Here is a 13,560-nt window from a genome sequence, read left to right as displayed (position 1 = left end):
TCTGACGGCAGGATGAGCGGTTGTGGAGCCGCCGCGAACGGGATGATTGATTGTCCCATCAAAAGGTGTCTGAAAAAGCTCAGTTGAGCCCTCTCGGCAACGAGAGCCGATCGCGACATTGTGAAGTGATCGTCGGCGTTCCGTCGATCGCGCTCGCCCGGTGGGGACGTTCGGGATGGTCGGCGCACCCACCGGACAAGCCGCGGGGGATCGTTCGACTCACGAGAGCAGCGGGAGCGCGGCCGACATCGCGCAGCACCGACCTTTGTACGGGTGCCCCGCACACGCTGTCGGCGTGTGCGGGGCACCCGTACAAAGGCCGGGCAAGAAGCTCAGGCGACGGCCGCGCGACCCACCACGAAGACCCGCGTCGTCTCGGCGACACGGTGGCCGAGGTGTTCAGCGGTGGCGATGTCGGCCTTGTGTACGGCCTCGGGCCCCGCGTCCGAGTTGGTCTGGGCACCCGCACCGAGAAAGATCCCGAGGCGGTTGAGGTCGCACTCGGAACCGGTGCTGGAGTTCCAGCCGGGCTTGTGGCCGAGCCCGATCCAGTGCATACCGTGCTGGGCGGCGAGGATCTGGAAGAACTGCAGGGTGTGCAGCTTGTCTCCGCTCTTGGAGGCAGAGTTGGTGAAGCCGGCTGCCAGCTTGCCCTGCCACGCGTCGGCGAACCAGCGCTTCGACGTGGCTTCGGCGAAGGCGTGGAAGGCGCCTGACGCGGTGCCCATGTAGGTGGGTGACCCGAAGACGATCGCATCGGAGCGGTCCAGCAGCTCCCATCCGGCTTCGGTGATCTCGTCGACCTTCACCAGATGGACTTCGGCGCCACCACGAGCCGCGCCCGCGGCCACGGCCTCCGCGATGACAGCGGTGTGCCCGTATCCGGAGTGGTAGGCGATCGAGACGACAGCGGTAGTCACGTGAGTGCTCCTCGTAACGCTGGATGACATGCGGGGCGGCGCCACCAGGCAGTGGCGCCCAACCAGAGGTAAGCACTTTCTTTTAGAAAGCGCAAACTTCTGGTTTGTGTCGCGTCCCGGAGACAGGACCGGCCGTGGTCGCGCAAGTGGGCACAGGATGCCGGCCTGGATCCTGTCCGGGCGTCGGTGCATGTGTTGCCGGGCCGGACTTCCGCCGCGCCGCTGGTGCTCCTCGCGCCGCAGGATCATGCTGGTCAGTAGCGCCCTGGCTCTGGCCTGCACAGGACTCCGCGCGAAGGCGCGCACACGAGCACACGACCGTGCGCACCACGAGCAAGCGACGGCGAGATGACCGCAATGGAGCAGCCCCCCACTTCTTCCCCTTCCGCAGCTCGGTCGTGCGTCCCCGAGGACCGCTCCGACCGTGGGCCGCTGGACGAACAGCTCGCGGTACAACTGCGCGAATGGGCGTTCACCCAACATCCCTGCGCCGTGGCCGTCTTCGACGCGGACCTGCGCCTGGTCCGGGCGAACGCCGGGATGGCGGGCGAGCTCGGTCTCACCGATACCCCGCCCCCCGGGCTGCTCCTGCCGGAGATCCTTCCCGGTCCTTTGGGCGAAACGGTCGAGGCCTCGCTGCGCACGGCGCTCGGAACCGGTGACCGCCATGAGACCCGGCTGCCGCTCGGATCCGGACAGCCCGCGACGGCGGTCCCTCTGCGCGACTCCGACCGGCGGGTACGCGGCGTATGCCTGGTGGCACATCGCATCGCCGACACGGCCCGACAGGCCCCCGCGACCCAGCGCGAGTCGCTCATCGCCGAAGCGGCGCGCATCGGCACCGCCCGCGAACGCACCACCACGATGACGCTCCAGCGCAGCCTGCTCCCCCACACGCTCCCCCACCAGGCCGCGCTCGACATCACCAGCCGCTATCTGCCCGCCGGGGGTGACACCGGGGTGGGCGGCGACTGGTTCGACGTCATCCCACTGTCCGGCGCACGGGTCGCACTCGTCGTCGGCGATGTCGCCGGCCACGGCATCCGGGCTTCTGCGACCATGGGCCGGCTGCGCACCGCGGTGCGCACCCTCGCAGATGTCGACCTGCCCCCCGACGAACTGCTGACCCACCTCGATGACCTCGTCATCCATCTGTCCACGGACGGCACACCCGACGACGCACCCGAGACCGAGTCGGGTGTCGGAACCACCTGCCTCTACGCCGTCTACGACCCCACCAGCCGGCACTGCGTCCTCGCTCGGGCGGGGCATCCCCCGCCCGCCATCGTCACACCGGACAGCACGGTGTACTTCCTCGACGTTCCGGCGGGTCCGCCACTCGGCCTGGGGGGTCTGCCCTTCGAGACCGTCGACATCGAGCTGCCCGAAGGCACTGTGCTCACCCTCTTCACGAACGGGCTCCTCCAGCCCCACCACCAGGACATCGACGAGACGCTCGACACGATGTTCACCACACTCGCCCGGCCAGCCTCCACACTGGACACCCTGGCCGACCGCCTCCTCACCACTCTTCTCACCCGGCCGCCGAGCGACGACATCGCTCTCCTCATGGCCCGTACCCGCACCCTCGGTGCCGGGCAGATCGCCGACTGGACGCTCCCCGACGATCCCGCGATCGTCGCCCAGGCCCGGCATCACGCCGCCGACCAACTCCTCACCTGGCAGATCCCGGACAGCACGTACGTCACCGAACTCATCGTCAGCGAACTGGTCACCAATGCCATCCGCTACGGCACTCCGCCCATCCGGCTCCGCCTCCTCCGCCACGACGACACCCTGACCACCGAGGTCTCCGACACCAGCAACACCAGCCCGCATCTGCGCCGCGCCCGCACCTACGACGAAGGGGGCCGCGGGCTGCTCCTCATCGCCCAGCTCGCGCACCGCTGGGGCACCAGGCACACACCGACCGGCAAGACCATCTGGGCCGAGCAGGTGCTCCTCACCGGCGCGTGAGGGAGCGCCGGAGTGTCGGGGCCCGCGTACACGACGCGGGCGATGCCACGATCAATCCTCACTGTCAGGCGTTCGCGGGATCCGCTCCGCCCACCGCGGCCCGGCGGAACACCGGCGCGGCCCAGTCCGGCGGGCCGGGCGGAGGATTCGGATACACCGGGGGCGGGGTGGACGCCGGGGACACCGCGACCAGGGTGTCCACCCGAGTCTGCGGGTGACTGCCGACACCGCCCCCGCCCGCCGAGCCGGCACGCATGGCCGCGACGAATTCGAGACAGGAGTCGAAACGGTCGTCCGGCACCTTCGCGAGCGCCTTGGCGAGCACACCGTCGAGTCCGGGCTCGCTGCCGGGGCGTCGCTCGCTCAGGAGAGGCGGTTGGTCGTACTGGTGTGCCCAGAGCAGCGCGATGTCCTCGTCACGCTGGAAGGGCGGCTTGCCGGTGAGGGCCTCGTACACCACGCAGGCAAGGCTGTAGAGGTCGCATCGAGCGTCCACCGGGCGACCGGAGATCTGCTCCGGTGCCACGTAGTCGAGGGTGCCGACGAATTCGCCGACGGTGGTGAATCCAGTGAGCGACAGCGACTTCTTCGTCAGCCCGAAGTCGGTGAGGTAGACATGCTCGGGGTGGTCGCTGTCGGTGCCCTTGGCGACCAGGATGTTGCCGGGCTTGACGTCCCGGTGGACCAGGTCGTGCTCATGTGCCGCGTCGAGGGCTGACGCCACCTGAGCGGTGATGCGGATGGCCGTGGCCGTGGGCAGCGGTCCGTCGCGGTCGAGCAGGGCGCGCAGGTCGAGACCGGAGACATAGCGCATCGCGATGTACAGGATGCCCTCGGTCTCGCCCGCCTCGAAGACCGGCACGATATGGGGATGGTCGATCGCGGCGGCCACGCGGGACTCATGGGTGAAGCGGCGCCGGAAGGTGTCGTTGCGGGCAAGCTCCGGGGCAAGCAGTTTGAGTGCCACAGTGCGGTCCAGGCGCAGGTCCCGCGCCTGGTACACGACGGCCATGCCGCCGCGTCCGATCTCACGCTCCACGCGGTAGCCCGCGATCTGCTCGCCGATCAGGCCGGACGGCCGCCCGGCGTACGGGTTCACCTCGCCCTGCGCCGGATCCATCAGCGGGTCCGGGGGCGCTCGTCGTCCCGTTCCGGCGCGGTATGCCGCTCCCACATGGGCGAAGTCTATCCAGCGGGCCGTGCCGGTGCCCGGTGTGCTGCCCGCGGACGGACTCGGCGCCCCGCCTCGCGTGGTCACGCGAGGCGGGGCGCCGGTACGGGTCCGCCGGACGCCGCCCGGCATGCCTCAGGCCTCGGCCGGGTCCACGACCGCCGTCCCCCGGGCCAGGGCGTCGCGTGCCGCGGTGAGCGCCGCCGCACGGTCCTCGGGCACGAGGCCGATACGGGTGCGCCGGTCGAGCAGGTCGGCTTCGTCGAGGGCGCCTTCATACCGGACCGCCCAGAACAGTTCAGCCCGGATGGTCGGGTTGCCGGGAAGGACCGGCCTGGCCAACTCGGAGTCGGCGAGGGCCAGAGCGTGGATGGCGGGGGCCTCCGTGCCGTAGCGGCGGACCAGGCGCCGGGGTGCGCTGAGCGTCGCCAGGGTGCCAGGGCGGGCGGCACCGACCAGGGGTGTGTCGGTGGTTCGGCACGGACCGGCGGTCAGACCTCGTGCGGCGACGGCGCGGTCCACGGCGTCCTGAGCCATTCGGCGGTACGTGGTGAGCTTGCCGCCGACGACGGTCACCACGCCTTCCGTCGAGGTGAGCACGGCATGTTTGCGGGAGATGTCGGCGGTGCGGCCGGAGCCTTCCGCTCCGGAGGTGTCGAGCAGGGGCCGCAGTCCTGCGAAGGCTCCGACGATGTCGTCACGGCTGAGGGGGATGTCGAGTGCGGAGCCCAGTGTGTCGAGCAGGAAGCCTATGTCCGTCTCGGGCACTTCGGGCACGTCGGGGATGTCCCCGTCCACCGGTTCGTCGGTCAGCCCGACGTACACCCGGCCGTCGCCCTGCGGCAGGACGAGGACGAAGCGGTTGCTCTCCCCGGGGATGGGGATGTGCAGTCCCGCCGCGAGGCCGCCGAGCGACTCGGAGCGGAGCACCAGGTGAGTGCCTCGGGAGGGGCGCAGCCGGATGTCGCCGACGAGGCCGCCGGCCCAGACTCCGGTCGCGTTGATGACGGCCCGGGCCCGGATCTCGATGCTCTCGCCGGTGAGTTCGTCGCGGACGGTGGCGCCGCCGCCGGTCAGCGAGAGCGCGCGGGTGCGGGTGAGGACGCGAGCGCCGTGTGCTGCGGCGGTCCGGGCGATCGCGGTGACGAGGCGGGCGTCGTCGGCGAGCTGCCCGTCCCAGGACAGCAGCCCGCCGCGGAGCCCTGCGGGTCGCAACGCGGGGGCCATGTGCCGGGTCTCGACAGCGGAGAGCGTGCGAGGGGCCGGAAGGGTGCGGCGTGAGGTGCGGGCGGCGAGCCGAAGCACGTCACCGGCGAGGAATCCGGCCTGGGCGAGAGCGGCCTGACCGCGCGAGACGAGCGGAGTGAGCGGCAGGACGAACGGCTGGGCCCGCACCAGGTGCGGCGCGGTGCGTTCCATCAGGATGCCGCGCTCGACAGCGCTCTCGTGGGCGACGTCGAGCTGGCCGGTGGCCAGATAGCGCAGTCCGCCGTGGATCAGTTTGGAACTCCACCGGGAGGTGCCGAAGGCGAAGTCATGGGCGTCGATGGCGACGACGTTCAGGCCACGTGTGGCGGCGTCGAGGGCGGCTCCTGCACCGGTGGCGCCGAGTCCGACGACGAGCACGTCCACCCGGCCGTCCTCGGCCAGCCGGGCGAGTTCGCGGGCGCGACGGGCCGCGGTGAGCGACGAGGCGGAGGCGGCGTGCGAGGCGGCAGCGGGGCGGCTCATGGGGTGAGGATCCTCTCCAGAAGGGTCCGCAGCTCTTCGAGGAAGGCCGCGTCGGTGAGGCGGGGATCGGCCTCGTCGGTCATCGTGCGCAGCGAGAGCGTGAAGGACTGGACGACGAGCAGCAGCGCACGGGCCTGCAGGTCGGTGTGCTCCTTGCGGACGGATCCATCCGCGTGGCCTTCCGCCAGGGCAGCCGTGATCAGCCCGAGCAGTGCTTCCTGGCTGGCGCCGCGGCGGTCGAGCACATACGGCAGGAGCAGTTCGGGATCGACGTCGAGGATCTTGTGGAACAGCGGATGGGCCCGGAAGGCGCCGACTCCGGCCACAAGGCCGTCCACGAGCCGCGTGCGGGTGGGGGTGCCCGCCACGACGGCGGGCATGGTCGCGACCGCGACGCTGATCCATTCCCTGGTCATCAGGTCGCCGACGAGGGAGCGCACATCGGGCCAGCGACGGTACAGCGTCATCCGGGACACACCGGCGCGGCGGGCCACGTCGGTGAGCGTGGTACGGCGCACGCCGACGGCCAGGACGCAGTCGCGTGCCGCGTCGAGGACGGCATCTTGGTCCGCATGGTTGTGACGAATGGGCGTCATCTGTCACAGTGTAATGCAGTGCAGGGGCGACCGAACCGGAGGGCACGCGCGAGCGCACCCCGATGGGGATCCCCCGGCCCCGAGGCCGAGGGGAGACCAAGCCCCGGGCCGTATGCGAGAACCGGCGCCGTCCGTCCGATGACGGGGCTCGCGGAGTCCGGTGCGCCGGGCGCCGGGCGCCGGGCGCCGGGCGCCGGGCGCCGGGCGCCGGGCGCCGGGGACTCAAACACGGCCTGACAGCCCTCGCGGCACTGCGCACCCGCGAAACCGACGGTGAGGAAAGACTCGAGTGATGGCGACCGACATGTTGTGGAGCGGCTGGGGAGACCCGGCCAAGGCGGCCCCGCTGCCTGAATCGGTGACCGGCCTGCTGCGCGACCTGCTCGGGGTCGTGCCCCGCGAGAGCGGTCCCGCCGAGCTCGGCGACATTCCGGTCGCCGAGACCCCGCTCGGCGACAAGGCCCTCCGGACGCTCGCCGAGCTCGTCGGCGGGGCGGAGCACGTGCGGACCGACGCCGAGAGCCGCCTCCGGCACACGCGCGGCAAGTCGACCCCGGACCTGCTGCGCATCCGCGCCGGGGAGACCGACGACGTCCCGGCAGCGGTCGTGCTGCCGGGCGGCCATGACGAGGTGCTCGCCGTGCTGCGCGCCTGCGCCGAGCTCGGCCTGGCCGCCGTGCCCTTCGGCGGCGGGACGTCGGTCGTGGGCGGTCTGGCCCCACAGGGTGAGCGGCTGTTCATCGCGCTGGACCCGCGCCGGCTGGACGGGCTGACCGCCCTGGACGAGATCTCCCGCACCGCCACCCTCCAGGTGGGCCTGCGTGCGCCGCAGGCCGAAGCGCTGCTGAACGAGCGGGGCTTCACCCTGGGCCATTTCCCCCAGTCGTACGAGTGGGCGTCCATCGGCGGGTTCGCGGCCGCCCGCTCCAGCGGCCAGGCGTCCGCCGGGTACGGCCGGTTCGACGAGATGGTGCTGGGCCTGACCGTGGCCACCCCGGAGGGCACCCTGGACACCGGCCGGGCTCCCCGGTCGGCAGCCGGCCCTGATCTGCGCCAGCTGGTCCTCGGTTCCGAGGGCGCACTGGGCGTGATCACTTCCGTCACCGTCAGGATCCGTCCACTGCCCCAGGTCCGTATCTACGAAGGCTGGCGCTTCCCGTCGTTCGAGGCCGGTGCGGCGGCGCTGCGCAAGCTCGCCCAGGACGGCCCTCGGCCGACCGTGCTGCGGCTGTCGGACGAGTCGGAGACCTTCATCGGCCTGGCGCAGCCGGACAAGATCGGCAGCGCCGATCCGTCGGCCGCCGGATGCATGGCGATCGCCGGATACGAGGGCACCGCCGAGGACACCGCGGAGCGACGCACGCAGGCCCGGAAGGTACTCCTGGCGTGCGGCGGCGAGTTCGCGGGCGAGGAGCCGGGCGAGCGCTGGGCGCACGGCCGTTACAACGCCCCCTACCTGCGGGACTCCCTGCTGAACGCCGGGGCGTTCGCGGAGACACTGGAGACGGCCACGTTCTGGTCGAATCTGCCGGTGCTCTACGACGCCGTCCGTCGGACCCTGACCGCCAAGCTCACCGAGGCGGGCACACCGCCGCTGGTCATGTGCCACATCTCGCATGTCTACGAGAACGGTGCGTCGCTGTACTTCACCGTGGTCTCGGCACAGGGTGAGGACCCGGTCGCCCACTGGGCCCCGGTCAAGCAAGCCGCCAACGACGCGATCATCGAGGCCGGTGGCACCATCAGCCACCACCACGGCGTCGGAACCGACCACCGCGACTGGTTCGCCCGCGAGATCGGTCCCATCGGGGTACGCGTCCTGCAGGCCGTCAAGGCAGAGCTCGACCCCTCGGGAGTGCTCAGCCCCGGCATCCTGATTCCGACCCGCTGACCGCACCGCCCTGCCGAGGCACGTCGGCACCCGTCACCACCCACCACCCAGAGCCACCGACCCCTCACCCGGCCGGCCTTCCGAAAGGCGCACACATGCGACAGTTCACCGCCGTCGTCAATCCCACCGCTGGAGGCTCCAGCGGAGCGGCCGGGCTGCTGGTCGTGGCCCGGTTGCTGCGGGAGGCTGGTGCCGAGTTCGACACCCAGTACAGCCGGAGCCTGGAGCACGCGCAGGAGCTCGCGCGCCAGGCCGGTGAACGGGGGCATGTGGTGCTCGCGGTGGGCGGTGACGGGATGGCCGGCTGTGTGGGCGGGGCGCTGAGCGGTACGGACACGGTGCTCGGCCTGGTACCGGCGGGGCGGGGCAATGACTTCGCCCGCGCGCTGGGGCTGCCCACCGACCCGAGCGAGCTGGTCGACGTGCTGCTGAACGGCCCGCCCCGGCCCGTCGACACCATCGAGGTCGAGTCCGCCGTGCACCCCAGGACATCCGTGCTGGGCAGTGTCTACGCCGGGGTCGACGCGGTCGCCAACCTCCACGCCAACTCCGCGAAGCTGCTGCGCGGGGCGGCCTCCTACTACGCGGGCGGGTTGCGGGCCATGGCGACCTGGCGGCCGGCCGCGTTCCGGGTCACCGTGGACGGTGTCGAGTACGAGCGCAGCGGCTACACCGTGGTCGCCGCCAACTCGGGCTACTACGGATCGGGGCGCAACATCGCCCCTGGCGCGCGGATCGACGACGGGCTGCTGGACGTCGTGATCATCAGGCACGCACCGAGGCACCTCTTCTTCACGATGATGAACGAGCTCAAGACCGGCGCCCACGTGGAGCGGCCCGAGGTCGAGATCGTGCGGGGCAGGGAAGTGCGCATCGAGGCCGACCGCGCCGTCCCCTACGGAACGGACGGAGAGGTCAACGCCACACTCCCGGTGACGGCCAGGGTCCAGCCGGGCGCGCTGAAGGTGCTGCACTGAAGCACACCGCGCAGAACGGTCTCGCATGGAACTCAACGTGCCGCACCGGCACTTGACCTGACCCCCATGACCCACGGGGCGACACCTCAGGGTGTCGCCCCGTGGGCTTTTCGCCACTCACAGCACACCCCATCGGGGCTTTATGTCCGAAATGAGACAGGGATGGTTCGCCCAATTCAGACTCTTGTGGCGGCAATCACAGAAACCGGCACTTGCCGTAGACCGTCCGTATTCGGATCCTAGGAATTCCCCGGGCGGTTCTCACTTTTATTCCATGAACCGCACCAGACGGGCTCAACCTGAACGAATCACGCGAAAGGCCTAGCCATATGCGGCTGTCTCTTCTTCCCCAGAAGGCCACATCCAAGGCTTTCCGCCGCCTCGCCGGTGGCACCGTCGGCGCCACCCTTCTGCTCGGCGCCGGCGCGGCCCTCTTCCCGGCCCAGGCATCGGCAACTCCCGCCAGCCCTCAGCGGATCGACGTCTGGATCAAGCACGCACTACTGGTCATGAAGGCCGAGGGAATTCCCGGGAGTCACGAGGGGATCCGCCGCAATCTGATCCGCGAGTCGGGCGGCGACCCTTTCGCCATCAACCTCTGGGACTCGAATGCCAAGGCGGGCATTCCCTCCAAAGGCCTCATGCAGGTAATTGATCCGACATTTCGGACATATCATGTCAATGGAACCTCTTGGGACATCTACGACCCGATCGCCAACATCACCGCCGCATGCAATTACGCCGCCAAGCGCTACGGGTCCATCGACAACGTCAACGGCGCGTACTGAGAAACCCCCACCCCTCCGGAAGTCGGTCCGGTGAAAGCGGGACAAACCAGGCGTACTCTGGTCACACCGCCGTAACGCACCGCGAGTGACTGACGGAGGCGGCGTATGACCGACCCCCACGGCTTCCTCAAGACCCCACGCCGCCCGATCCCGGCGCGGCCGGTCGAGCAGCGGCTCGACGACTGGCAGGAGGTCTACGCGGGGCAGGCGCTGCTCCCTCTGGTGTCCGAGCAGGCGGCACGCTGCATGGACTGCGGTATCCCGTTCTGCCACAGCGGCTGCCCGCTGGGAAACCTCATCCCCGAGTGGAACGCCTACGCCACTCGGGGCGACTGGCGGACCGCCGCCGAGCGCCTGCACGCCACGAACAACTTTCCCGAGTTCACCGGGCGGCTCTGTCCGGCACCCTGCGAGGACGCCTGTGTGCTGGCCATCAACACCGACCCGGTGACCATCAAGAACGTCGAGCAGACCATCGCCGACGAAGCGTGGGAACGCGGCTACACGCCGCCGCAGCCTCCTGAGCGTCTCAGCGGGAAGTCGGTGGGGGTCATCGGCTCCGGACCGGCGGGACTGGCCGCCGCCCAGCAGCTCACCCGAATCGGTCACACCGTCGCCGTGTACGAACGCGCCGACCGGGTCGGCGGACTGCTGCGCTACGGCATTCCCGAGTTCAAGATGGAGAAGCGGTATCTGGACCGCCGCGTCGAGCAGATGCGGGCGGAAGGCACCAAGTTCCGCACCTGCGTGGATGTCGGCGGTGATCTCGATGCCAGGGAGCTGCGCAGACGCCATGACGCGGTGGTCGTCGCGGTGGGCGCCATGGAACAGCGCGAGCTGCCCGTACCGGGGCGGGAACTCGGCGGCATTCACCAGGCCATGGACTATCTGACGTTCGCCAATCGCGTCCAGGAGGGCGACTACGCGACCACCCCGCTCAGCGCCGAGGGCAAACAGGTGGTGATCGTCGGCGGTGGCGACACCGCGTCGGACTGCCTGGGCACCGCCCTGCGCCAGGGAGCCGCCTCGGTGGTCCAGCTCGACATCAACGCGGAACCGGGCGAGGAGCGCCCTGACCACCAGCCCTGGCCGATCACCCATCCGAAGGTGTACCGGATCTCGCACGCCCACCAGGAGGCACGTGGCCGCGAGGGATCGGATCCCAGGCTGTTCGCCTCCGCCACGCTCAGCTTCGCCGAGGGCCGCCCCGGGCAGGTGCGGGCGCTGTGCCTGGCGGAAGTGGAACCCGTACGCAGGAGTCCGCTGCCGGGCACCGAGCGGGCGATCCCCGCGGACCTGGTCCTCATCGCACTCGGCTTCTCCGGACCCGAACGGCACGGCGGGCTGCGGGAGCAGCTCGGGCTCACCCTGGACGGACGGGGGAACTTCGCCCGGGACGAAGGCTTCGGGGCACTGGCGGGAACGGCCACCGATGCGGGCCGCGGCGTACTGGACGGGGTGTTCGTCGCCGGTGACGCCGGGCGTGGGCAGTCGCTGGTGGTATGGGCCATCGCCGAGGGCAGGGCCGCGGCAGCCGCGGCGGACCGCTATCTGACGGGCAGTACCGTACTTCCGGCACCGATCGCACCCGGCGACCAGCCACTGGTTGCCTGACCTCACAGGTCGGTACGACGGGCTGCCGGGGCGCGGCCGCGCGCCGCGCCCCGGCAGCGATGGTCCGGGTTCCGGAAGGGTCCCGGCTCCTAGAAGGTCAGGTTCCAGGCGTCGATCTTCCCGGTGTCCTGGGACGCCGCATCACGCACGCGCAGCTTCCAGGTGCCGGAGGCGGTCTCCGACGATGTGTCGACCGTGTAGGTCTTGGCGACGTTGTCGGTGCTGTCGTTGTTCGGGAAGTCCTCGAGCGTGTAGACGGTGCCGTCGGGGGCCACCAGCGAGAGCACGAGGTCCCCGCGGTAGGTGTGCTTGATGTCCACACCGACCTTGAGGGCCGACGGCGCGTTCCCGCTCACACCGGTGACGGCGATCGAGGACTCGACCGTGCTGTTGTCGGCGATGGCGACGTCCGTGGTGTTCTCGAAGTACTTGCCGGGCGGCGGGGTGGTGCCGACGGCCTTGAGCGCGTCGACCTGGCCCTCGCCGAAGAACCCGTTCTTGGTGGTCGTGCCCGTGCACCTGCTGTCGGACGGGCAGGCGGTGTCGGTGGCCTGTGAGGCCAGCTTGCCTCGCAGGTCCGCAGGGGTGGCGGTGGGGTTGGTGCTCGCGAGCAGCGCGGCTACTCCGGCCACGTGCGGGGACGCCATCGAAGTGCCGCTGAGGTTGCCGTACTTGCCGCCCGGCAGCGTCGAGTAGACGCCGGACGCACCGTCGCCGCCCGGAGCCGCGATGTCGATGATGTCGCGTCCGAAGTTGGAGTACGAGGCCTTGACGTTGCCCTTGCCCATGGCGGAGACGGTCACCACACCCGGAAGCTCGGTGGGGATGTCGATGCAGGCATTGGTGATGGTACGGGTCACCGGAGTGGAGTCGTTGGGGCTCTCGGTGTCCGTGGTCTTGTTGGCGAGGTCGTAGTTGGAGTTGCCGGCCGCCGCGACCTGGAGCGAGCCCTTGCCCTCGGCATACTCCTGGGCGCGCCTGACGCCCTCGATGATCGCCGCCTGATCCACGTTGTCCGGGCAGTTGAACTGCCACGGATCGGTGTAGTAGCTGTTGTTGGTGACCTTGAAACCGTGGTCGCCGGCCCACATGAAGCCGCAGATGGTGTTCTCGGCGAAGAACAGGTTGGAGCCCGGCTCGGCGATCCGTACGGAGGAGATCTTCACCCCCGGAGCCACGCCGATGACGCCCTTGCCGTTCTTGGCCGCCGCGATGGTGCCGGCCACATGCGTGCCGTGGTCGTCCACGTCGCGCCAGGCGCCGAACCGGGTGTCGGCCTTGCCGTAGGCGCAGGACGCGGAGTCGGCCGCGTTGAAGTTGGGGGCGATGTCCTGGTGCAGGTCGTCGACGCCGGTGTCGAGCACTCCGACCTTGACGGCCGAGGAGCCGGTGGTGACCGCCCATGCCTTGTCCGCCTGGATCTGGGTCATGTCCCAGCGGTTTGACTCGGTGAGGGTGGTGGTGGCCTGCCTGGGCGCGGTGGGCAGCGCGGGGTTGTAGGCGTCGGCGGGTACGTCGGAAGTGCGCGTGGCACCGACCTGCTGGACACCGCTGACACCGCGCATGGCGGCGGCGAAGGAGCTGGACGTCGAGTGCGCGACGATCACACCGATGGCGTCGTAGGAGGCGAACACCGTGCCGCCGTTGCCGGTGACCGCGCCGCGTACCGCGGAGGTGTCACCGGGGGTGGTGATGACCAGGTAGGCCCTTGTGCCCGCGGCCCAGGACGCGGTGGCCGCGGTGGGGGCACTGGGCGCCGCCTCGGCCGCGGCCGCGGGAGTCACGAACGCCGCTGCCGCACCGAGGGCGGCGATGGCCACGACCGAGCGTCTGAGCCGGCGGGATATGGGGGTAGGCAAAGCATCCTCCGAAAGCCCGGTGGTGCGGTGACACGT

The 13,560-nt window shown here is 70.4% G+C and carries 10 protein-coding genes; 5 read left to right on the top strand and 5 right to left on the bottom strand.

From position 1 onward, the window contains the following. Positions 1-332: 332 nt before the first annotated feature. Positions 333-920 carry a flavodoxin family protein gene (locus V1460_RS16260; protein ID WP_338674431.1) on the bottom strand — a complete coding sequence of 196 codons (588 nt, stop codon included), beginning with the start codon at positions 918-920 and terminating at the stop codon, positions 333-335. 348 nt (positions 921-1,268) lie between these two features. Between V1460_RS16260 and V1460_RS16255 the strand changes: the two genes are divergently transcribed. Next, the gene (locus tag V1460_RS16255) at positions 1,269-2,897 is read left to right on the top strand and encodes a SpoIIE family protein phosphatase (protein ID WP_407077466.1); all 1,629 of its coding nucleotides are present in this window, start codon (positions 1,269-1,271) and stop codon (positions 2,895-2,897) included. 64 nt (positions 2,898-2,961) lie between these two features. Here the strand turns inward: V1460_RS16255 and V1460_RS16250 are convergent, their stop codons facing one another. The 3 genes from V1460_RS16250 to V1460_RS16240 form a co-directional block, all read right to left on the bottom strand. Further along, entirely contained in the window at positions 2,962-4,017 is a 1,056-nt protein-coding gene (locus V1460_RS16250) for a serine/threonine-protein kinase (RefSeq protein ID WP_338678068.1), read from the bottom strand. Between the two features lie 186 nt (positions 4,018-4,203). After that, positions 4,204-5,799 (bottom strand): glycerol-3-phosphate dehydrogenase/oxidase, encoded by a 1,596-nt coding sequence (locus V1460_RS16245; protein WP_338674430.1) that lies wholly within the window; start codon positions 5,797-5,799, stop codon positions 4,204-4,206. Continuing rightward, entirely contained in the window at positions 5,796-6,395 is a 600-nt protein-coding gene (locus V1460_RS16240) for a TetR/AcrR family transcriptional regulator (RefSeq protein ID WP_338674429.1), read from the bottom strand. The genes V1460_RS16245 and V1460_RS16240 overlap by 4 nt, the downstream gene beginning before the upstream one ends. A gap of 292 nt (positions 6,396-6,687) precedes the next feature. On the opposite strand from V1460_RS16240, the gene V1460_RS16235 reads away from it, so the two are divergent. The 4 genes from V1460_RS16235 to V1460_RS16220 all read left to right on the top strand — a co-directional run bounded on the left by V1460_RS16235 (position 6,688) and on the right by V1460_RS16220 (position 11,665). After that, positions 6,688-8,286, top strand: coding sequence for an FAD-binding oxidoreductase (locus V1460_RS16235; RefSeq protein WP_338674428.1), 1,599 nt, complete (start codon positions 6,688-6,690; stop codon positions 8,284-8,286). A gap of 95 nt (positions 8,287-8,381) precedes the next feature. Next, positions 8,382-9,263: a YegS/Rv2252/BmrU family lipid kinase gene (locus tag V1460_RS16230; RefSeq protein ID WP_338674427.1), complete on the top strand. Its 882-nt coding sequence runs from the start codon at positions 8,382-8,384 to the stop codon at positions 9,261-9,263. A gap of 329 nt (positions 9,264-9,592) precedes the next feature. Beyond that, on the top strand, positions 9,593-10,051 hold the full coding sequence (locus V1460_RS16225) for a transglycosylase SLT domain-containing protein (protein WP_338674426.1): 459 nt from the start codon (positions 9,593-9,595) through the stop codon (positions 10,049-10,051). A gap of 105 nt (positions 10,052-10,156) precedes the next feature. Then, positions 10,157-11,665 carry a glutamate synthase subunit beta gene (locus V1460_RS16220; RefSeq protein ID WP_338674425.1) on the top strand — a complete coding sequence of 503 codons (1,509 nt, stop codon included), beginning with the start codon at positions 10,157-10,159 and terminating at the stop codon, positions 11,663-11,665. An 89-nt stretch (positions 11,666-11,754) separates the two neighbouring features. Here V1460_RS16220 and V1460_RS16215 read toward each other — a convergent pair whose 3' ends face one another. Continuing rightward, entirely contained in the window at positions 11,755-13,485 is a 1,731-nt protein-coding gene (locus tag V1460_RS16215; RefSeq protein WP_407077617.1) for a S8 family peptidase, read from the bottom strand. Positions 13,486-13,560 lie beyond the last annotated feature (75 nt).

Source organism: Streptomyces sp. SCSIO 30461 (genome assembly GCF_037023745.1).
In the GTDB taxonomy this organism is placed as follows: Bacteria; Actinomycetota; Actinomycetes; order Streptomycetales; family Streptomycetaceae; genus Streptomyces.
This window is presented reverse-complemented; position numbering and strand designations above follow the sequence as displayed.